Genomic DNA, 19839 nt, shown 5'->3' with positions numbered 1-19839 from the left:
TGCCTCCCTGGGGCGCCTCACTGAGCCGAGGCCAGCCCGCCAGCAGCACGGGCCGCCCGGACACGGAGTGCCACTTCGAAGGGACCTGGTGGCTCGCGGCAATCGTCGGGCTCGATGTCAGTATCACATCTCGATTCGACATCAGGATGTGTCCATGACATCGGCACGGCTGGACGGCTCTCGTCCTTTCAAGCACTTGCCCCGACGCGGCGGCTGGAACGCAGCGTGCTCTGTCCCATGCGCATGAACCGCATCGCGCTTCTCTTCTGCTTCGTCTCCCTCCTCGCCGGTGCGCAGCCCGTGCCCGACGCGGGCGTGCCCGACCCGACCCACGTTGTCGGCGCGCCCCCCACCCCCGTGGCTCCCGTGGCCCCTCCCGAGGAGGAGCACGGCCTGCCCCTTCCGCTCCCCCAGGGCACGAAGACCTCGCCCGAGCGCGAGGAGGACGCGCGGGACGAGACTCGTAACAAGCGGTCGGAGCGCTGGCGGAGCGAGGAAGAGGAAGACTCGCGAGCCGAAGCCCGGAACGAGCGGGCGGCGAGTCGGCGCGAAGAGGAGGCTCGGACCGAGGCTCGCAACGAGCAGGCGGCGGACGAGCGCGAGGAGGAGGAAGAGGACGCCCGGGCAGCGGCGCGAACGGAGTCGCGCAACGAGCGGGCAGCGGACCGGCGCGAGCGCGAGCGCAGGCGCGAGAAGGAGAAGTGCGACGAGGACTACCTCGACGAAGAGGTGGAAGACCTCGCCATCCTCCATCCGCTGGAGCTCAACGTGGATGGCCGCGCGCTCACGCCCGAGCGCGTCGAACTGCATGGCCTCAAGCGGCTGACGGAGGACCAGGTGCGCGCCTTCATCGGCTCGCCATCCACCGAGCCTGCCGCGCCCCTTCAGACCCGCGACCTCCAGCGGATGCTGCGCCGCCTGGCGCACACCGGCCTGTTCGCCCGTGTCGAGCCGCGCCTGCGTCTCCCCGAGCAGGGGCCCGTCGTCCTGGAAGTGCATCTGGAGGAGAACCCCGTCGTCACGTCGGTGGAAGTGGAAGGACTCCAGGACCTGCGGCGCACCGAAATCCTCGAGGAGGTCTTCCGCCTCCCGCGCCGCTTCCCCGATGAGGACGAAGACGAGGATGAGGAGTTCATCGTGCGCGTGAATGGCGCGCGCGGGACGCTGACTGTCGTCAGCACTCCGTGCCCGCCGCAGCGTCCGCCTCGTGAGTGGCTGGCCCGGATGGAGCGTGAGGAGTACCGCCCCGGTCTCGTCCTCGGAGGGGTGTCGGCCGCGCTGCAACGCGCGCTGAGAGACTTGCGCGGCGACGGCTACATGCTCGCGAGCCTGTCCGGCACGCTGACGCCGAAGGGCCAGCTCACCATCATCGTGGACGAGGGCCGCCTGGAGGGCGTGGACGTGGTGGGCGTGGACGGCCCTGTCGCGGACCGGGTGCGCGAGGCGCTGGACCTGAAGGCCGGAGACGTCTTCCTCCGCAGCGACGCGCGCCGCGCCATGGAGCGACTGGAGTCGCGCCTGCCCTTCCTGCAAGCGTCGAGCGTGGACACGGACTCCGACGAAGCCGCGCGCCGACGCGACGCGCGCATCGTCGAGGAGCGCGCGGCCGACGGCGTGCGCCACTACCGGACGGAGGAGCAGAAGCGCGGGGAGCGCCGTCGCCGCGAGCAGGTCGAGTTCGACCTGAGCTGGGGCGAGCTGTTCGAGTCCTGGCGGCACGGCCACGACGGCGAGGGAATCACGCTGGAGGGACGGCGCCTCGTGGTGCACGTGCGCACGCGTCGCCCGGACCTGGACCTGGACCTGCTGCCCATCCACACGCAGGTGACGGGGTTCGCTCCGGGCCTGGCGGGCTCGCTGCGCATCTGGGATTCGAAGGACCGCCTCCACACCACGCTGGACGCCGCCGCCTTCATCCCCCTTCGCTGGGGTGGGCAGCGCCTGCCGGATGACCCCGAGGGCACGAAGCGGCAGCGCGAACTCAACCTGCTGGGCGGAGCGCGCGTGGAGGTTCCGGCGGTGGGGCTCGCGGAGCTGGGCGGTCAGGCGTACGACTTCACGGACACGCTGGACCGGTGGCGGATGAGCGACATCGACTCGTCCATCTATTCGGCCCTCATCAACCGGCCGGACCGCGACTACTTCCGCCGCAAGGGCGTGGCGGCGTTCGCGACCTTCCGCTGGTCCGAGGACTGGCTCGCGGGCGTCGAGTACCGCTCCGACCGCTACGAGACGCTGCGCAGCTTCACCCCGCCGCTCTCGCTGTTCCGCCGCGACTCGCCTCCCTTCCCCAACGCACCGGTGGACGAGGGCCGCTTCCAGTCCGTCATCGCCCGGCTGGAGTACGCCAGCGGCAGCCCTCGCAACGCGAAGGTGGGCTCGCTGTTCCGCACGCCGGAGACGCCCCTCTTCCACGTGGACAAGGACTGGGGACGCAGCCCGTTCCTGCATGGGTTCGTCACGCTGGAGGTGGGCGAGGGTCCCGCCGCGACGGGTCCGGACGAGCGCTTCTGGAAGCTCCTGGGTGACGTGACGATGGTGGTGCCCACGGGCTGGGAGACGGGCCTGCGGCTGCGGCTGCGCGGCGCGGGCGGCGACAACCTCCCCGAGCAGAAGCGGGAGGCGCTGGGTGGCTGGAGCGCGCTGCGAGGCTTTGGCTTCAAGGAGTTCAAGGGCGACGTGTCGGTGCTGGGGACGGCCGAGTACCGGTGGCATTCCTTCGGCGTCTTCGCGGACCTGGGCACGGTGCGCGGTGCCGGTGAGTGGCAGGACGCGCGGCTGGGCGTCGGTGGCACGTTCCACTTCAGCGACGACGTGCGCGTGGATGTCGCGTGGCGCACGGACGAGAAGGCCACGGCCACGCCCGAGGCCCGCCTGTTCTTCGTGCGGACTTTCTGAGGCCCATGAAACGAATGGGGACACGGACAAGACGCACGCTCGGCGCGGCCCTGGTGGCCGCGGCGGCACTGTTCGCGCCCGGGGCCTGGGCACAGGAGCCGCGCGTCACCTGCACCGCCACCCTCTCCGGGCGGCGCGTGCTGGCCCGCTCGGAGGCCTTCTCCTTCCTCTCCGCGGAGCTGGACCGGCTGGTGCGACTGGGCATGGCGGGGAAGCTGGAGGTGGAGCTGACGCTGTGGAAGCGCCGCGCGCTCTGGTTCAACACCCGGGTGGACGGCGCCAGGCTCACCCAGGTGATTGCCTTCACCCGTGAGGGCTACATGCTGGATGGAAGGCCGCTCCCGGAAGGGCCCGCCACGCTGGAGCTGGACCGCGTCGCCTGGACGCTGGAGGCGCGCCCCGAGGACGGTGAGCGCCTCATCGTCCAGGTGGAGGTGAAGCTGAACGTGGTGACGGCGGCCAGCCTGGGACGAATGGCCTCCTGGCTCTCGCGGACAGAGGGAGCAGGAGAGACAGACCGCTCCACCCTGACAGGCACGCTGCTGCGCACCGTGGCGGAGGACCTCTCCCAAAAGGCCTCGGGACGCTGCGACGTCGCGCCGCCGACTTGAGCGGGGAAGGCTCGGACGAAGCACGGTCCGACTGAAGCACCGACGCGGCCCTTGCATCGACGAGGGCCGCGTCCTCGGTGGCCGGCTCCAGCCCGAGTCACGTCACAGCCCTGCTCGCGACTCGCGAGCTTCACGACTCACGGAGTGCCCGGCCGCGCGCCGAGGCCTGGAGGACCGTCATGCGTTTCTGGATGCTCCCACTGCTCGTCCTGCTCACCTCGTGTGGACTGGACCTGGCACCGCTCGCGCGCACGGTGCATGTCTTCGTGCCCGAGGACGAGGATGCACACGTCCCCGTCCTCTATCTGGAGAAGGGCCATGCCCTCTTCTTCCCCGATGGAGTGGGCGGGGGTGCGAGCCCCGTGGAGCCCCGGCCCAGCGAGCTGGTCGCCCTGGGACAGCGAAGGGACATCGTCATCATCGCGGTGGACACCGAGCCCCTGCTCCACCAGGAGGCGCTCCCCGACGGGCGCATGCGCTACATCACCCACCTGGGAGGCCCCTGAGCCCAGCCCCTGGTGACACCGCGGGGTGACGGTTTCCCGCCATGACCGGTGTAGGCTCGGACGCCTCGCTGTTCACGAAGGAGCCACACACCGATGGCCGCGCAGACGATGGAGCAGCTCGTTTCCCTGTGTAAGCGCCGGGGCTTCATCTTCCCGGGGTCCGCCATCTATGGAGGCCTTCAGGGTACGTACGACTACGGTCCGCTGGGCGTCGAGCTGAAGAACAACCTGAAGCTGGCCTGGTGGCGCGCCAATGTCTGGGAGCGTGAGGACATGGAGGGCATCGACGCCGCCATCCTCATGAACAAGCTCACGTGGCGCTACTCGGGGCACGAAGAGACCTTCGTGGACCCGATGGTCGACTGCAAGAGCTGCAAGATGCGCTGGCGCGCGGACCAGATCGCCGGCAAGTGTCCGAACTGTGCCTCCACCGAGCTGACCGAGCCCCGCCCGTTCAACCTGATGTTCAAGACACAGGTCGGACCGGTGCCAGACCCCGAGTCGTTCTCGTACCTGCGCCCCGAGACGGCGCAGGGCATCTTCGTCAACTTCAAGCACGTGCTGGATTCGACCTCCCGCAAGCTCCCGTTCGGCGTCGCGCAGATAGGCAAGGCGTTCCGCAACGAAATCACCCCGCGCAACTTCATCTTCCGGGTGCGGGAGTTCGAGCAGATGGAGGTCGAGTTCTTCGTGAAGCCCGGCGAGGACGAGGCCTGGCACCAGAAGTGGGTCGAGGACCGCATCAACTGGTGGATTTCCGTCGGTCTCTCCCGCGAGAACCTGGTGCCGTACCACCAGAAGCCGGACGAGCTCGCGCACTACGCCAAGGCCACCGTCGACCTGCTCTACCGCTTCCCTCATGGGCTGGAGGAGCTCGAAGGCATCGCCAACCGCACCGACTATGACCTGGGCTCACACAGCAAGGACCAGGGCTCGCTCGGCTTGAAGGCGCGCGTGTCCCCCAACGGCCACAGCACCGAGAAGCTCACGTACTTCGACCCCGAGACGAAGCAGCACGTGGTGCCGTTCGTCATCGAGCCGTCCGCGGGCGTCGACCGTGGCGTGCTCGCGGTGCTGAGCGAGGCGTATGCCGAGGAGCAGGTGAAGCCCGCTCCGGCGGAGCGCCTGAAGCCCGTCGAGGAGGCGCTCGGCGCCTTCCTCAAGTCCGTCGGTCGCAACGAGAAGCTCCCGGTGGAGGCGAAGAACGCCCTCCTCGCCGAGGGTGAGCGAATCGCCGGCGCGCTCGGTGAGCGGCTCGCGTCCATGACCGGGCTGCTCTCCATGCCGGGCGCGGAGAGCATCGAGGTCGCGAAGAAGCTCCGCGGGCAGGTGGACCCCGTCGTCGACGAGTTCTACCGGACGGTGCTGCACTTCAAGCCGCGCCTGGCGCCCATCAAGGTGGCGGTGCTCCCGCTGAAGAAGAACCATCCGGGCATCGTGGGCGTGGCCAAGGGCATCCGTCGCCAGTTGCAGTCCTCGGGCTCGATGCGGGTCGTCTACGACGACACTGGCGCCATCGGAAAGCTGTACCGCCGCCAGGACGAGATTGGCACCCCCTTCTGCGTCACGGTCGACTTCGACACGCTTGGAGATGGCGAGTCCGCTTCCTCGAAGGACACCGTGACGGTGCGCCACCGCGACTCGATGACCCAGGAGCGCGTGGCCATCTCCGAGCTCGAGGCCTACCTGCGCGAGAAGATGGCCTGAACGATGTTCCCGGGTGAGGCCTGCAACGGCCTCACCCCACCTTCACCACCGCGCGGCCGAAGTTCTCGCCTCGGAACAGGCCGGCGAACACGGCGGGCGCGGACTCCAGGCCCTCCACCACGTGCTCGCGGTGCTTCAGCGTTCCATCCTGGAGCCACGCACGCAGCGCCGCCCGCGCCTCACCGAAGCGCGCGGCGTAGTCGAACACCACGAAGCCCTCCATGCGCAGCCGCTGGATGATGAGGAACGGCGTGTTCTTCAACCCCGCGCGAGCCTCCGGCGGAACGCCGTAGTCCGCGACAAGCCCCGACACCACCACGCGGCCCTTCAGCGCCATGCACGTGAGCGCCGCGTCCAGCGTCGAGCCGCCCACGTTGTCCAGGTACACGCCCACACCCTGGGGGCACTCCCGTCGGATGGCGGCGGCCAGGTCCTTCTCCGTGCGGTAGTCGAGGCAGGCGTCGAAGCCCAGCGCCTCCACCACCCAGCGACACTTCTCCGGGCCGCCAGCGATGCCCACCACGCGAGCGCCCTGACGCTTCGCGATTTGTCCCGAGATGGAGCCCACCGCGCCCGCGGCGGAGGACACCAGCACCGTCTCCCCAGCCTGGGGACGCCCCAGCTCCAGGATGCCGAAGTACGCCGTCAGCCCGGGAATGCCGAGCACGCCCAGCTCCGCCGAGGCGGACTCCGGTCCAGGGTCCACCTTGCGCAGTCCCCGCGCGCTCACCACCGCGTGCTCCCGCCAGCCCCAGCCTCCCACCACCACGTCGCCCACGGCGTAGCGCGTGTCACGGGACACCAGCACCTCGCCCACCGTCGCGCTCCCGATGACCTCACCCAATTCGAGGGCCGGTGCGTACGAGTCCACGCCCCCCAACCGGGCCAGCGTGCCCGGGTCCACGGACGCGAACAGCGTCCTCACCCGCAGCTCTCCGTCCCCAGGCTCGCCCACTTCCACGCGCTCCACGCGGAAGTGCTCCGGCTCGGGCAGTCCGGGGATGTGGCGCGCGAGGACGACTTGACGGCTCGGGAGGGTGCTCATCGGCGGCTCCGGGTTCGAGGCGCCCCACCATCTTCCTTCCACCTCCCCGCTGGCAACCAGGAGTCAGGACTTCCTAGGCTGTCGGCCATGACGAGTTCCTTCCCACTCCCCGCCCATCCCCTGCTCGCCACCGCCGTGGAGCTCGCGCCGCGCCTGTCCGCGCGCTCCGCCGAAATCGAGACCGCGCGCCGGCTGCCCGAGGACCTCGTCGCGGAGCTGAATCGCGCCGGCATCTTCCGGATGATGATTCCAGAGACGTACGGCGGGCTGGAGCTCCACCCCGCGCTCTCCTTCCAGGTCATCGAGGCCCTCTCGCGCGCGGACGGCGCCACCGGCTGGTGCGCGATGATTGGCTCCGCCACCGCGCTGACGGCGGCGTGGCTCCCGGAGCCCGTGGGCCGCGCCATCTTCTCCGCGCCGGACATCATCACCGGAGGCGTGGCCGCGCCCCTGGGCCGCGCCGAGCGCGTCGAGGGTGGCCACCGGCTCACCGGCCGATGGGCCTGGGCCAGCGGAAGCCAGCACTGTCATTGGCTCGTGGGCGGCGCGCTCGTCACGGAGGGCGGCAAGCCGCGCATGGTGCGCGAGGGCGTGCCGGAGACGCGCTTGTTCTTCCTCCCCGCCAGGGACGTCACGCTCCACGACACGTGGTTCGCCTCCGGCCTGTGCGGCACCGGCAGCGGCGACATGGAGGTGAAGGACCTCTTCGTCCCGGACGACCACGGCTTCTCGTTCTTCGCGCCGCCCCACGTCGCGCGCCCGCTGTATGGCTTTCCCTTCGGCCTCTTGGGCCTGGGCATCCCCGCCGTGGCCCTGGGCATCGCCCGGCGCGCCATCGATGAGCTGACCGCGCTGGCCCGACAGAAGACGGTGGTGGTGGAGCGCAGGCTGCTGGCCGCGCGGCCCGCGGTGCAGGAGGCCGTCGCCGAAGCGGAGGCCGAGGTGCGCGCGTCCCGCGCCTTTCTGCTGGAGACGATTCACGCCCTCCATGACGAAGCCACCCGAGGCCCCGTCTCCGTGCGCGGCAGGGCCGACCTGCGCCTGGCCATGACGCATGCCACGCGAAGCTCCGCGCGCGCGGTGGACCGGATGTATGAGGCCGCGGGCGGCCCCGCCGTGTTCCACACCAGCGCGCTCCAGCGCTGCTTCCGCGACGTCCACACCCTCACCCAGCACGCCATGGTGGCCCGGCCCACGCTGGAGCTCACCGGCGGAATCCTGCTGGGCTTCGACCCGCCCACCCCGGTGCTCTGAAGAAAAGAGGGCCCGGCCTCCCTGAAGCGCTGGGAAGAGGCCGGGCCCCATCAGGCGACGACGTGTCGCCTCCCCCTACTGCCGAGCCATCACCGTCTTGCGCTCCTTCTGCTCGTCGTGGAGGTGCTCACCGGACACGTCCACCACCACCTCGCGCAGCGTGCCGCCCCGGAACGTGAAGGGTGGGCGGTACATCGTGCTCACCGACGAGTTGTCATCCCGCCCGCACGTCAGCCCCTCACCCAGGCTGATGAGCAGCGGCATCGTCGAGGAGATGTCGCTCTGGGCGACCAGGTCCCCGTCGATGAAGAGCTTGCCGCGTCCCGGCGCGCCCTTGCCGGCATCGAGGTCCGGCTCCCCCGTGGGCTCGAACTCGAAGCGCAGCTCCGTGCGGCCGGCGGGTATCTCCATCGCCGACTCGATGTGGAACTCCCGCTCGCCCACGAAGTTGTAGACGTAGTGCAGCTTCCGGTCCTGGATGAAGAAGGTGTAGCCGCCCGTAATCCCGCCGTGGCTGAGCAGCACGCCCTCCGCGTCTCCATCCACGTCCACCTTCGCGGTGATGGAGTGCGGCCGGTTGAGCACATGCACCGCCACGTTCTCCGGCGCGGGTGAGGTGTGCGGCCGGTAGACGTAGCGCTTGCGGTCCCTGGTGATTTGCGGACGCTCCGCGGCGAACACCGCCCGGTCCAGCGCCGCGAGCGGGAGGACCTTGTAGCGGCCCGCCTCCACGTACCAGAGGGCAATCATCTCGATGAGCTTGCCCCGCTCTTCTTGCGCGAGGTTCTTCGTCTCCGAGCAGTCCTCCGCCACGTGGTACAGCTCCCACCCCTCCGCGTCGAGCTTGCGCAACCGCTCCTCGGTGATGGCCGACTCGCCGAACGCCTCGCCCGCCTCCGTGAAGGACGGCCCGGGGAAGGGGCACACCGCCCGCCAGCCGTCATGGTAGATGGCGCGGTTGGTGAACATCTCGAAGTACTGCGTGTGGTGGTGGCTCTCCGCGCGCGCGTCGTCGAAGGAGTGGCGGAAGCTGACGCCCTCGATGGGCGACTGCGTGACACCCCGGAGTTCCTGGGGAGGCTCCACGCCCAGGCAGTCCAGCACCGTGGGCACCATGTCGATGGCGTGGCAGTACTGCGTGCGGACCTCGCCCCGCGCGCGGATGCCCTTGGGCCAGTGGACGATGAACGGGTCCGTCGTGCCGCCCCGGTACACCTCGCGCTTCCACCGGCGGAACGGCGTATCCCCGGCCCACGCCCAGCCCCACGAGTAGTGATTGAAGTACTTGGGCCCACCCAGGTCGTCCATGGCCGCGATGTTCTGCTCCAGCGACTCCGGCGTGTTGTTGAAGAACTTCAGCTCGTTGACGGAGCCATGGGGCCCGCCCTCGGCGCTCGCGCCGTTGTCGGAGATGACCATGATGAGCGTGTTGTCCAGCTCACCACTCTCCTCCAGGGACTTCAGCAGCCGGCCGATGTGATGGTCCGTGTGCTCCAGGTAGCCCGCGAAGACCTCCATCATCCGCGCATAGAGGCGCTTCTCCTCGGGCGGCAGGCTGTCCCACTCCGCCACGTCCGGGTCATGTCGGGACAGCTTCGTGCCGGGAGGGATGACGCCGAGCTTGAGCTGACGCTGGAACACCTTCTTGCGGAACTCGTCCCAGCCGTCGTCGAACTGGCCCTTGTACTTGTCCACCCACTCCTTGGGGACGTGATGCGGGGCGTGCATCGCGCCCGTGCAGAAGTACATGAAGAACGGCTTGTCCGGCGCCACCTGCTTGGAGTCCGCGATGAAGTCCACGGCGCGGTCCACCAGGTCCTCGGTGAGGTGGTAGCCCTCCTCGGGAGTCTTGTGCGGCAGCACCGGATGGTTGTCGTGCACCAGGTCCGGGTAGTACTGGTGCGTGTCGCCGCCGAGGAAGCCGTAGAACCGCTCGAAGCCACGACCCAGCGGCCAGCGGTCATAGGGCCCCGCCGCGCTCGTCTGCTCCGTGGGCGTCAGGTGCCACTTGCCCACCGCATACGTGTTGTAACCCTGTTTCGACAGCATCTCCGAGAGGAAGCCGTTCTCGAAGGGGATGGTGCCGTTGTAGCCCGGGTAGCCGAGGGAGACCTCGGTGATGGTGGCCATGCCGTTGGAGTGGTGGTTGCGGCCGGTGAGGATGCACGAGCGCGTGGGCGAGCACAGCGCGGTGGTGTGCATGTTGCTGTAGAGCAAGCCGCCCTTCGCCAGCTTGTCCAGGTTCGGCGTGCGGATGGGCGAGCCATAGCAGCCCAGGTGCCCGAAGCCCGTGTCGTCCAGGACGATGAAGAGGACGTTGGGTGCGCCCGCCTTCGCGCGCAGCGGTTGGGGCCACGCCGGAGACGACTGCTCCCACGTCCGGCCGATGGTGCCAGGGAAGGTGCTGCCGGGTTTGTATTCCTTGAGCGACATGGTGTGCCTCCGCGAAGTCGTGCCCCTGGGGCCACCGTCGCGCGTCGTCGGATGTTCCAGACGGACACGTCCCGACCCCGAGGGTCAGAAATGGGCACACCCCCGGACACTGACCGCTGCCCCCGGGACGGACCCGAGCAGGCAAGGCCCGGCCCGCCAGCCCCTGGCACCTCGCGGAAGGAGGGAAGCTAGAGCCAGCTCGCGGAAGCCTGCCCCAGCTCTGTCAGGACGCGCTCCGCGGCCTTCACTCCGAACCAGTTGGCTTCCTCGAAGAGGGCCAGCCCACCCAGGTCCGTGTGCGCGAAGTGCAGATGGCGCCCCACGCTCTCCTGCGCGGCCCGGCGCTCCGGTCCCCACATGAAGCCCGGCGTCGGCCGCACCATGGCGTGGCCCCAGCGCTGCACCTCCAGGCGCTGCGCCTGCTGGGCGATGCCCGGGTGCGCCGGACGCATGTCCGCCATGACGAGCGCTTCCCAGTCCGCGTAGCTGGCGGAGAGCGCCTTGGTGCGCTCGGCCTTCACGTCCGCGCCGGCCATGGGCAGGTACCACGTGAGCACCGTGGGGCCGTTCTCGTCCTGACGCAGGCGCTGATGCGTGGCCACCACGTAGCCCAGGCTGTTGCTCTCCTGGAACACGTTGTCCCAGGCCAGCGGGAAGCCTCTCGACACCGGCGGCGACGACAGCGTCAGGTTGGCCACCACCCACGGCGCGTAGGTGAAGGCATCCAGCCACGCCGGCCGCGCTGTCCGCCACGGCGCCACCAGGTGCGCCGCGAGGAAGCGCGGGCACGCGAGCACCACCTGTCGCGCCTGGAAGGAGCGAGGCTTGCCCGTGCGAGCATCCAGCGCGTCCACCCGGCAGCCCTGCTCGCCCGGCTCCACCGTGTGCACCAGCACGTCGCGCTCCACCGCGCGGGGAGGCAGCGCGGAGAGCAGTTGGTGCACCAGCCGGCCATTGCCCTCGGGCCAGCTCAGGAAGCCCTCGCTGCGCTCGCCCTGTCCGTCCTGGCGCGCGGCGAAGTACCAGATGCCGGCCCACGCGGAGATGTGCTCGGACGTGGCGCCGTAGTCGTCGCGGCACGCGTAGTCCACCAGCCACTTCAACCGCGTGGAGCGGAAGCCCTCGCGCGCAAGCCAGGCCGCCATGCTCAGCGTGTCCAGCGCCGTCCATTCGGCGTCATCGCTGGAGCGCGCCGTCGGCACCGCGAACGCCTTGCGTCCCTTCGCGTCCCGGGCGGCGGCGAAGGCATTCATCCGCGCATCGAAGCGCTCCAGCTCCGCCAGGTCCTCCGCCGTCGCGCCCACGCGCAGGTAGAGCCCGTCGTACCAGTGGCCCCGGTAGAAGTGGCGCTCCTCCGGCTCCTGGATGAGCAGCGTCTCCTCGAAGGTCGGCAGGCCCTGCGCGTCCACGCCGGACACCGCGCCCATCTCGCGAAGCAGCCGCACCACCGGGCCCCTGTCCTCCAGCGGCGCCGGGAGGTAGTGCGCGCCCCAGGGGAAGGCGGACACGGCGTTCTTCCCGGAGCGCGACGTGCCCCCGGCCTCCGACTCCAGCTCCACCACGCGCACGTCCTTCACGCCCGCGCCCGCCAGCCGCCACGCGGCGGACAGGCCCGCCACGCCCGCGCCCACCACCAGCACGTCCACCGTTTCGAGCGTCTCCGCGCGAGGCAGCGGCCCACCGCGCAGCCGGTGCCCCACCTCCACAGCGCGGTCGACGACAGCGCCCGGAATGGGGGCCCGGGGTTGCTCGCGCTTGCACCCGCTCGCCACCGCCGAGCCGAGGAACGCGGCGACCAGCTCTCGCCGCGTCAGTTCCACCGCCGCCACTCCTCCTCGTAGTAGTGCACCAGCACCTGGTTGTTCAGCCGGTTCACCTCCACGGGCAGGGGGCTCATGTCCGGGGGGAACAGCGTCAGCGACTCCAGCGTGGGCAGGTCCAGGAAGCGCAGGCCCTCCGGCAGCGGCCGGTGGTGGCCGGGGGCCTCGTGGGACACCAGCACGTAGCCCCACTCGCCGAACGAGGGCACCAGCGCGTGGTACGGCTGCGTCCAGAAGCCCGCGGCCTTCAGCGTCGTCTCCACGCACCAGAAGGAGCGCCGGGCGAACAGGGGGCTGGTGCTCTGCACCACCGCCACCCCGTCCTGCGCCACCCGCTTCTTCAGGAGCTTGTAGAAGCCCGTGGTGTACAGCTTGCCCAGCGCGAAGTTGTTCGGGTCCGGGAAGTCCACAATCACCACGTCGTAGCGTTGGTCTCCCTCCATCAGGAACTGCATGGCGTCCGCGTTGACGACGCGCATGCGCGCATCCGTCAGCGCGTTCCCGTTGAGCTTCGCCAGCTCGCCGTAGCCCATGGCCAGGCCGGTAATCGCCGGGTCCAGGTCCACCAGCGTGACGGAGCGGACCTCCGGGTAGCGCAGCACCTCGCGCGCGGCGAGCCCGTCTCCACCGCCCAGGATGAGCACGTGCTCGATTCTTCCCGCGCGCACCATGGCCGGATGCACGAGGGACTCGTGGTAGCGGTACTCGTCCACGCTGGCGAACTGGAGGTTGCCGTTGAGGAACAGCGAGAAGCCCCGCTTGCCGCGCGTGAGGATGATGCGCTGGTAGGGGGAGCTGGACGCATGCACCACGTCGTCCGCGTAGAGCTGGTCCTCATAGAACGTCGTGAGCCGGTCTCCGAGCACGAAGCCCACCACCAGCAGCACCGTGAGCAGCACCGCCTTGACGCGCAGGCGCAGCGGGTTGCCCAACAGCGGCGCGAGCAGCCACGTGCTCCACAAGCCCACCGCCGCGTTCAGGATGCCGAACAGGAGCGAGGTGCGCACCAGCCCCAGCTTCGGCACCAGGAGCAGCGGGAAGGCGACGCTGGCGGCGAGCGCGCCCAGGTAGTCGAGCGACAGCACCTGGCTGACCAGGTCCTTGAACTTGAGCTGGTCCTTGAGGATGCGCAGCAGGAGGGGAATCTCCAGCCCCACCAGCGTGCCGATGATGATGACGCTGCCGTACAGCGCCACCTGGAACAGGTCCGTCAGCGTGAAGGTGAGGAACAGCACCGGTGCGCACAGGCCGCCCAGGAGCGCCACCGCCAGCTCCACCTCCACGAACCGCTGCGCCACCCCCTTGTCGATGTAGCGCGACAGGTAGCTGCCGATGCCCATCGCGAAGAGGTAGCCACCGATGACGGTGGAGAACTGGGTAATCGAATCACCCAGCAGGTAGCTGGCGAGCGCCCCGACGACGAGCTCGTAGACGAGCCCGCACGTCGCGATGACGATGACGGTGATGTACAGCAGCGTCTTGTTCACGTCGTCACTTCACTTCTTCTTCGAGCGGGAGTCCCCGCCCCTCAACCACCGATGGCCGCGGCCACGATGATGGACAGGCCGAGGATGAAGGAGCCGATGACGATGCCGACGGCCGTGTTCTGGTCGACCTCCAGCTCCTTGTGCACGTCGAACGGCATGATGAGGCGGATGACGAAGAAGCCCGCCACGAACACCGCCAGGCCAATGAGCGAATAGATGACGCTCGCCAGCACACCCTGCCAGCTCACGACGACGCCGAGTAACAGCATCACTTCCCTCCCTGAAAACCACCGGTCCACAACAGGATGCCACCCGGGCCTCGGCGCACGTTGCCCGGCACACGGTCCCTCTCCTCACTGGTGAAGGGCGACCACCCGGACATCATCATGGCCGTGTAACCCAGCAGCACCAGTCCACCGAACCACTTCATGCCGCGCCTCCGTGTCGTGCCATGCGCGTCTATTCCGTCAGGTTGCTGTCCGCCCACCGGCGCGTCTCGAAGCCGTGGGAGCGGACGAAGGCGAACACCGGCGCCAGCAGCATCAGCACCAGCGCCACGCAGAGCCAGGTGCCATTGGGCGTGTCGTGCACCAGCTTCACGCTGTAGTTGCGCACGCTCGGCCGGGGTGACGCGTCGAAGGCCGCCGTGGTGCGCAGCACGTACTTGCCCGCCGGAAGCGCGGACAGGTACAGGCTGTCGCTCGGGCTGCCCTCGCTCCAGAAACCGTCGCTGTCGTTGCCCTGGTAGTAGCTGAGCTCCTGGTAGAAGCTCACCACGTCACCCGTCTCCTGGTTCACCAGGTCGCCCTGCACGCCCATCCAGGCGTTGCTGAGGCCCGCGGCGACCTCCACCTTCATGTTGCCGCGCTTGGTCAGTTCGAAGGGCGCGCTGAACTTCATCGCGGCGGGCGTCCCAGAGGCCGCGTCCGCGGGCACCGTCACGTTCTCCTGGAGCACCACCTCTTCCCTCGAGTTCACGGAGAAGATGCCCGACAGCACCAGCAGCCCCAGAAGCCAGAGGAAGGACCACAGCATGGTGGAGCGCATGCCCGCCGCGTGGGGATTGGGCTGGCTGGGGAGGATGCCGTACGTCGGCCCCACCTCCTTCAGCTTGAACGCCTCCTTCACCACCTCGGGCTGCAGGTACTCGCCATACGTGTACGTCACCTCGTCCTCGGTGGAGTCCACGTTGATGGAGTACGGCGGGGACACGTACTCGGCGGCCTCGGCGTACTCGCCCGCCGTCACCTCCCAGTAGAACTCGCCCTGCACGTTCTCCGTGACGGCGTGGACGTTCTGGAAGGCCTTGTAGCGGCGGCCCTCGAAGTACGCGGACGACAGGGGTGACAGCTCCACGTCACCGGCCGCCAGCGGCTCCAGGAACACCCAGTGGCCGTTGGAGAGCATCAACCAGACGAAGCCCTTGGACTTGTGGAAGAGCAGGTACTCTTCCCACGGGTAGCGCACGCCCTCCACGGTGCAGGAGCGCACCAGGAAGCCGATGCACATCCACTCGGTGTTCTTCAGCGTGCCCTTCGCCCCCAGGGGGATGATGGGCGCGTGGTCCGGCTTCTCCAGGAGCCGCAGGAAGGACAGCTTGCCCTTGCTGACGTCCAGGAGCGCGCCGCAGAACGGGCAGCCCACGCGCAGGGACTTGTCCGGGGCCCGCAGCTCCAGGGGGCCGTTGCACTCGGTGCAGCGCGCCTGCTGGAGGTCCACCTTGCGGCGGGCACGCGGGCGGAGCTGCTCGGCGGGAATCCCGAGCTGCTCCAGCTTGAGCCGCTCGCCGATGAAGACTTCCGGGTCCTTGTTCCGCGTGCCGAAGTCGAGCGTGACGAAGGCGCCCTTGGAGCCGGTGGCGTCGACGTAATAGGAGTCCTGCGTGGGGTCCACGTCGCTGGGGAGCTGCCCCTCGGCGGCCACCACCTTGCCGTGGCCGCGCTCCTCCACCACCCAGACGCGGTTGCGCAGGCGCAGCCGCTCACCGGGGTGCAGGTCCGACAGCGACACGCCCTCTTCCACGCCCGCTTCCAACAGCAGGTGGAAGGCGCCCTCGGACTCGCTCACCCACGCGGTGCGGCCGTCGGAGAACTCCACGTACCATTCGTCCCACGGGCCCGCGCCATGGTCCTTCTGGAGGTGGCCCACGACCTGGAACGCCGTGCGCGCGTAGCGACCCTCCGCGCCCAGTTGGAGCGGCGAGTCAGTGACGACGACGCGGCCAATCTTCCCGTGCGCCTCGAAGTCAGCGCCCTTGCGAGCCACCACCGTCTGGCAGTGGCCACACACCACCACCTGCGCCGAACCGGCGGTGAACTCCACATCCGCGCCGCACGACGGACACCTCCCCTGACTCACGCCATCACCCCCCGCTTCAGCTCCCGCACCTCGCAGGAGGCCGCCTTCAGGTGACGCGCCAACAGCGACTCGAAGTCGGGGCGCGTCCTGGGGCGGCAGCAGTAGACATTGAGCGCGGCGAAGCCATGCTCGGGGAAGGTGTGGATGGCCAGGTGACTCTCCGCAAGCAGCGTCAGTCCGGTGATGCCACCGGGCTCGGGGAATACGTGCCACTGCGGCTGGCCCACGACCTTCAAGTCGAGCAGGACGAGGAGCTCCTCGAAGAGCGCCGCCAACGCCGCCGCGTCCTTGAGCAATCCAGGCGAGCAGCCGCTCGCATCAACCAGCCACTCCTGTCCGGTGGTCAGCTTCGAAGTCCTCCCGCCTCTGCTGGACTACTTAGCACGAGAGGCGACGCACGAAAGCCGCTCGCGCCAGGGCCCCGGATGTTGGCGCCGCGCCACCCCTTGCCGGTACGCTTCCGCGTGAAATGACGCAGCGGTCCTCCCCCGAAGTCCCCGCGCCCCCTCCCCCCATTTCCACGCCCTCGCCGCCTCGCGAGCCGGGTGCCATCGCCCGGCTGACGCGGGGGCTCCGAGGACTGCCCGCGGCGCCGCGCTGGTGGGGCCCTGGCTGTGGAGGCATGGCCGGCTGGCTCAAGCGCGTGCCCGCGGGGATGACTCCACCCACGGTGGACCTGACCCGCCGCTTCCACGACCTGCTGCGAGCCGTGCGCGAGGGCGAGCCCGTGCTCCCGGACGAGGCGCGGCGCCATCAGTACGTGCTGGTGCGCGGGATGCTGGGGGACGAGCTGCCCGGCTACCTGCTGGACAACGTGCAGCGGCTGGAGCGCCGGGGCCTGGACGTGCTCGAGGCGTCGGTGGACACGGAGGGGTTGCTGCTCGACAACGTCGCGGTGCTGCGCGAAGCGCTGCTGGACGCGGAGCACTTCGGCCGCTCGGTGGTGCTGGTGGGCCACAGCAAGGGCGGCGTCGAGTGCACCGCCGTGCTCGCCCTGTACCCGGAGCTGCGCCGGGTGGTGCGCGCGGTGGTGACGCTCCAGGCGCCTTATGGCGGCTCGTCCATTGCCCATGACCTGGCCTCGACGCCGGACATGCGCAGGCTCATCGACTTCGCCTTCCCGCTGCTGTTCCACGGGGTGTCCCGCTCGGTGGAGGAGCTGTCCTATCCCCAGCGCATGGCGTTCATCCGCCAGCACCCCTACCCGGCGGACATCCCCACCGTGTCGCTGGCCACCTCGCGGCTGTCCCGCCTGTCGTCGCTCTATCCGCTCCAGCGCTACCTGGACGAGCGCTACCGCTACGCGTCCGACGGCATGGTGACCGCGCTGGACGCGGAGGTGCCCGGCGCGCGCGTGGTGCGACTGGACGACATGGACCACGCGGAGGCCGCGCTGCGCGCCTTCCCGGGACTGGGCCGCTACCACCCCGGCGATGTCACCGAGGTGATGGTGGCGCTGGCGCTCCAGACGCCTTGAAACAACCGCCGCGACGTCAGGTCGGCGGCGTCAGCGACACGCGCCGCATCACGCTGTCGATGGTGGCGAAGTGCAGCGCCAGGTCCTCCACCCGCTTGGCCAGCAGGGTGTCTTCCTTCATCGCGCGGATGAGGTCCTGGCGGGAGACGCCGGACAGCCCGGCCAGGTCGGCCACCAGCGCGTCCACGGCGCCCTTCGCGAGCTTCACGTGGTCGCGCGCGGCGATGGCCCGCAGCGCCAGCGCCAACGTCAGCCGTCGCTCCGTGTCCGCGCGGGTGAGGGGCTCCCTGAGCCAACCCTCCAGCGCCTCCTGAAGCTCGTTCGGCTGGAAGTCCTTGCGAATCAGCAGGGGCCGTTCGGTCTCCGCCCAGCGGCGGCGAATCTCCTCGTCCACCAGCGCGGGCGTCAGCGTCACCTTCGTGCGCGACACCACTTCGTCCAGCACGCGCTCCTGGGTGAGCCGGTCCATCTCCTCGGTGCGCTCGCGGGCGAGCGTGTCACCCAGGTGGGCCATCACGTCGGTGAGGGTGCCCAGCCCCAGGCGCTTGAGCAGCTCCGGCGAGTCATCCTCCAACAGCTTCAACTCGGAGGCCGCCTTCACGTCGAGCAGGAAGCGCGCCGTCACGCCGCGCAGCGACTCCACCACGTAGGTGTCCGGCAGCTTCAGCTCGATGCCGAAGGACTGGCCCACCTTCGCGCCCACCAGCGCCTCGAAGAAGCCGGGCAGCAGCGCGTCTGGCGCGACCTCCGCGCGCCAGTTCTCCCGCGCGGAGTAGGGGATGAGCCGGCCGTCGGCGAAGCCGAGCACGTCCAGCAGCACCTCGTCGTCGGGCCCCACCGCCTCGCCCGCCAGGCGCTCACGGCGGTCGGCATGCTGGCGGCGCAGCGAATCGAAGCGCTCCACCAGGGCCTGCTCGTCGATGGGGCCGGGTGCGACCACGGCCACCGTCAGCCCTTCCAGGGACGGCGCCTGCACGGTGGGGAGGGAGACAGGCTCGGTGCTGCCCAGCGACAGCGACGCGGGCATGCGCTTCATGATTCCGAGCGCGTGCAGCTCGGCCAGCGAGCGCGCACCGCCACCCTTCGGGTCGTTCTGGGACGTCATGCTTCCTCCGCTCCGGAAGCTCCGGATAACACAGAGCGGAGGAGGCGCGCGGCGCCTAGAAGAACGCGCCCACGAAGCTGGACACCGTCGAGACGACGGCGCCCGCCTGGCTGACCACCGGGATGTTGGTGGCCGCGGCGATGGAGCCCAGCGCGGTGACTCCGGCGGTGACCTTCTTGCCCACCGCGGCGTTCGGGTCCGCGAGCGTGCTCGCGGCGGCGGCGGTGTCCGCGGCGGCGATGGCGACGTTGAGGCCCGGCGCGAAGCGGCCCGCGGCCCTGGCCACGGCCGTGCCGCCCCCCTGCAGCGCGGTGCGAGCGGCGTTGGCGCCCAGACGGCCCGCGTCCTCCAGTCCCTCGCCCGCGGCGCGAGCGGCGGCGTGACGCGTGACCTGGCGGGACGAGCCCTGCGCGGCCTCGGACGCGGCGGAGGTCGCCACGCGGTTCGCCACCGCGCCCGTGGCCTCCGGAGCGGCCTGCGTGAAGGCGGTGCGCGCCGCGTTGGCCGCCGCGCGGAAGTTGCTCACGTTGCCCGCGAGGTCCAGGCCCCCCTTGGCCACGTTGAGGCCGGTGGACGCGAGGCCCGACACGGAGCCGAGCGCTCTGTTGGCGGACTCGCCGGACGGGTTGCGGAAGGCATCGCGCACGTCGCGGAACGACAGGTAGGCCGCGCCCGGGAGCTGCGCCACGCTGGCCGCCGTGGACACGCCGCCGGCCCAGCGGGCGCTTCGGGTGTTCACGCCTTCCACGGTGGTGCCGGTGAGCCCCGTCTCGAGCGGTCCGAAGCGGATGGGGCCCTGCGTGCGACGCACCTGGGTGGCGCCCACCGCGTCGGAGAACTGCCTCACCCCGTTGGTGCCCCGGGCCACCTCGTTGCCAAGCTGCTCCCAGCGGTCCGACCTCGCGGCGGGCGGCGCCAGGACGTCAGCCCGGGGCGCCGGAGGCGGCGCGGCCGACGGCTGTGCGGGCCGAGCGGTGGGAGCGGAATTCGGGGCGGTGGGACGAGGCTCGATGGGCGCCAACTCAGGACTCCAGACGCAATTCAGGGTGTTCTGTGGGGATCATCGTGCCCTGGTTCCAGATGTTGCGTCGACCCGGGTCGCTGGCGGGCGATTTTGCCTCCCAGACAACGCCCTGCC

General features: G+C 69.9%; 16 protein-coding genes. 6 read left to right on the top strand and 10 right to left on the bottom strand.

Annotated features, from left to right (window positions below; translation table 11 throughout):
* Positions 1–225: 225 nt before the first annotated feature.
* The 4 genes from HUA74_RS12045 to HUA74_RS12030 all read left to right on the top strand — a co-directional run bounded on the left by HUA74_RS12045 (position 226) and on the right by HUA74_RS12030 (position 5722).
* Positions 226–2898: a hypothetical protein gene (locus HUA74_RS12045; RefSeq protein WP_174454664.1), complete on the top strand. Its 2673-nt coding sequence runs from the start codon at positions 226–228 to the stop codon at positions 2896–2898.
* 14 nt (positions 2899–2912) lie between these two features.
* Entirely contained in the window at positions 2913–3509 is a 597-nt protein-coding gene (locus HUA74_RS12040; RefSeq protein WP_254624068.1) for a hypothetical protein, read from the top strand.
* 179 nt (positions 3510–3688) lie between these two features.
* Positions 3689–4015 carry a hypothetical protein gene (locus HUA74_RS12035; RefSeq protein WP_174454662.1) on the top strand — a complete coding sequence of 109 codons (327 nt, stop codon included), beginning with the start codon at positions 3689–3691 and terminating at the stop codon, positions 4013–4015.
* 93 nt (positions 4016–4108) lie between these two features.
* Positions 4109–5722 (top strand): glycine--tRNA ligase, encoded by a 1614-nt coding sequence (locus tag HUA74_RS12030; RefSeq protein ID WP_141647613.1) that lies wholly within the window; start codon positions 4109–4111, stop codon positions 5720–5722.
* 31 nt (positions 5723–5753) lie between these two features.
* Here HUA74_RS12030 and HUA74_RS46395 read toward each other — a convergent pair whose 3' ends face one another.
* The gene (locus tag HUA74_RS46395; protein WP_174454661.1) at positions 5754–6767 is read right to left on the bottom strand and encodes an NADP-dependent oxidoreductase; all 1014 of its coding nucleotides are present in this window, start codon (positions 6765–6767) and stop codon (positions 5754–5756) included.
* An 87-nt stretch (positions 6768–6854) separates the two neighbouring features.
* Here HUA74_RS46395 and HUA74_RS12020 point away from each other — a divergent pair, with 87 nt between their 5' ends.
* Positions 6855–8021: an acyl-CoA dehydrogenase family protein gene (locus HUA74_RS12020; RefSeq protein WP_174454660.1), complete on the top strand. Its 1167-nt coding sequence runs from the start codon at positions 6855–6857 to the stop codon at positions 8019–8021.
* A 75-nt stretch (positions 8022–8096) separates the two neighbouring features.
* Here HUA74_RS12020 and HUA74_RS12015 read toward each other — a convergent pair whose 3' ends face one another.
* The 7 genes from HUA74_RS12015 to speD all read right to left on the bottom strand — a co-directional run bounded on the left by HUA74_RS12015 (position 8097) and on the right by speD (position 16415).
* Positions 8097–10454 carry an arylsulfatase gene (locus HUA74_RS12015; protein ID WP_174454659.1) on the bottom strand — a complete coding sequence of 786 codons (2358 nt, stop codon included), beginning with the start codon at positions 10452–10454 and terminating at the stop codon, positions 8097–8099.
* A 188-nt stretch (positions 10455–10642) separates the two neighbouring features.
* Positions 10643–12274 (bottom strand): FAD-dependent oxidoreductase, encoded by a 1632-nt coding sequence (locus tag HUA74_RS12010; RefSeq protein ID WP_174454658.1) that lies wholly within the window; start codon positions 12272–12274, stop codon positions 10643–10645.
* Entirely contained in the window at positions 12265–13761 is a 1497-nt protein-coding gene (locus HUA74_RS12005; protein WP_141647618.1) for a polyamine aminopropyltransferase, read from the bottom strand. Before HUA74_RS12005 ends, HUA74_RS12010 begins: the two co-directional genes overlap by 10 nt.
* A gap of 41 nt (positions 13762–13802) precedes the next feature.
* Entirely contained in the window at positions 13803–14030 is a 228-nt protein-coding gene (locus HUA74_RS12000; RefSeq protein WP_141647619.1) for a DUF350 domain-containing protein, read from the bottom strand.
* Positions 14030–14191 (bottom strand): hypothetical protein, encoded by a 162-nt coding sequence (locus HUA74_RS11995; RefSeq protein WP_174454657.1) that lies wholly within the window; start codon positions 14189–14191, stop codon positions 14030–14032. The genes HUA74_RS12000 and HUA74_RS11995 overlap by 1 nt, the downstream gene beginning before the upstream one ends.
* A 29-nt stretch (positions 14192–14220) precedes the next feature.
* Complete coding sequence (locus HUA74_RS11990; RefSeq protein WP_174454656.1) at positions 14221–16119, bottom strand: DUF4178 domain-containing protein; 1899 nt, start codon at positions 16117–16119, stop codon at positions 14221–14223.
* Entirely contained in the window at positions 16116–16415 is a 300-nt protein-coding gene (speD, locus tag HUA74_RS11985; protein ID WP_246137686.1) for an S-adenosylmethionine decarboxylase, read from the bottom strand. The genes HUA74_RS11990 and speD overlap by 4 nt, the downstream gene beginning before the upstream one ends.
* 326 nt (positions 16416–16741) lie before the next feature.
* Between speD and HUA74_RS11980 the strand changes: the two genes are divergently transcribed.
* Positions 16742–17596 (top strand): lipase, encoded by an 855-nt coding sequence (locus tag HUA74_RS11980; RefSeq protein WP_254625019.1) that lies wholly within the window; start codon positions 16742–16744, stop codon positions 17594–17596.
* Between the two features lie 16 nt (positions 17597–17612).
* On the opposite strand, the gene HUA74_RS11975 is transcribed toward HUA74_RS11980, so the two are convergent.
* Both HUA74_RS11975 and HUA74_RS11970 read right to left on the bottom strand, forming a co-directional pair.
* Entirely contained in the window at positions 17613–18701 is a 1089-nt protein-coding gene (locus HUA74_RS11975; RefSeq protein WP_174454654.1) for a peptidylprolyl isomerase, read from the bottom strand.
* A gap of 55 nt (positions 18702–18756) precedes the next feature.
* Positions 18757–19722 carry a hypothetical protein gene (locus tag HUA74_RS11970; RefSeq protein WP_174454653.1) on the bottom strand — a complete coding sequence of 322 codons (966 nt, stop codon included), beginning with the start codon at positions 19720–19722 and terminating at the stop codon, positions 18757–18759.
* Between the last annotated feature and the right edge of the window lie 117 nt (positions 19723–19839).

This window comes from Myxococcus sp. CA051A (genome assembly GCF_013336705.1).
Lineage (GTDB): Bacteria > Myxococcota > Myxococcia > Myxococcales > Myxococcaceae > Myxococcus > Myxococcus llanfairpwllgwyngyllgogerychwyrndrobwllllantysiliogogogochensis.
Note: the sequence above shows the minus strand (reverse complement) of the source record. Positions and strands in the feature narration are given on the sequence as shown.

Excerpts from the sequence above, each read along its gene's own strand:
- HUA74_RS12040 (WP_254624068.1), top strand. The coding sequence starts at position 2,913 with ATGGGGACACGGACAAGACGCACGCTCGGCGCGGCCCTGGTGGCCGCG.
- HUA74_RS12035 (WP_174454662.1), top strand. The coding sequence starts at position 3,689 with ATGCGTTTCTGGATGCTCCCACTGCTCGTCCTGCTCACCTCGTGTGGA.
- HUA74_RS12030 (WP_141647613.1), top strand. The coding sequence starts at position 4,109 with ATGGCCGCGCAGACGATGGAGCAGCTCGTTTCCCTGTGTAAGCGCCGG.
- HUA74_RS46395 (WP_174454661.1), bottom strand. The coding sequence starts at position 6,767 with ATGAGCACCCTCCCGAGCCGTCAAGTCGTCCTCGCGCGCCACATCCCC.
- HUA74_RS12020 (WP_174454660.1), top strand. The coding sequence starts at position 6,855 with ATGACGAGTTCCTTCCCACTCCCCGCCCATCCCCTGCTCGCCACCGCC.
- HUA74_RS12015 (WP_174454659.1), bottom strand. The coding sequence starts at position 10,454 with ATGTCGCTCAAGGAATACAAACCCGGCAGCACCTTCCCTGGCACCATC.
- HUA74_RS12000 (WP_141647619.1), bottom strand. The coding sequence starts at position 14,030 with ATGCTGTTACTCGGCGTCGTCGTGAGCTGGCAGGGTGTGCTGGCGAGC.
- HUA74_RS11995 (WP_174454657.1), bottom strand. The coding sequence starts at position 14,191 with ATGAAGTGGTTCGGTGGACTGGTGCTGCTGGGTTACACGGCCATGATG.
- HUA74_RS11980 (WP_254625019.1), top strand. The coding sequence starts at position 16,742 with ATGGCCGGCTGGCTCAAGCGCGTGCCCGCGGGGATGACTCCACCCACG.
- HUA74_RS11975 (WP_174454654.1), bottom strand. The coding sequence starts at position 18,701 with ATGACGTCCCAGAACGACCCGAAGGGTGGCGGTGCGCGCTCGCTGGCC.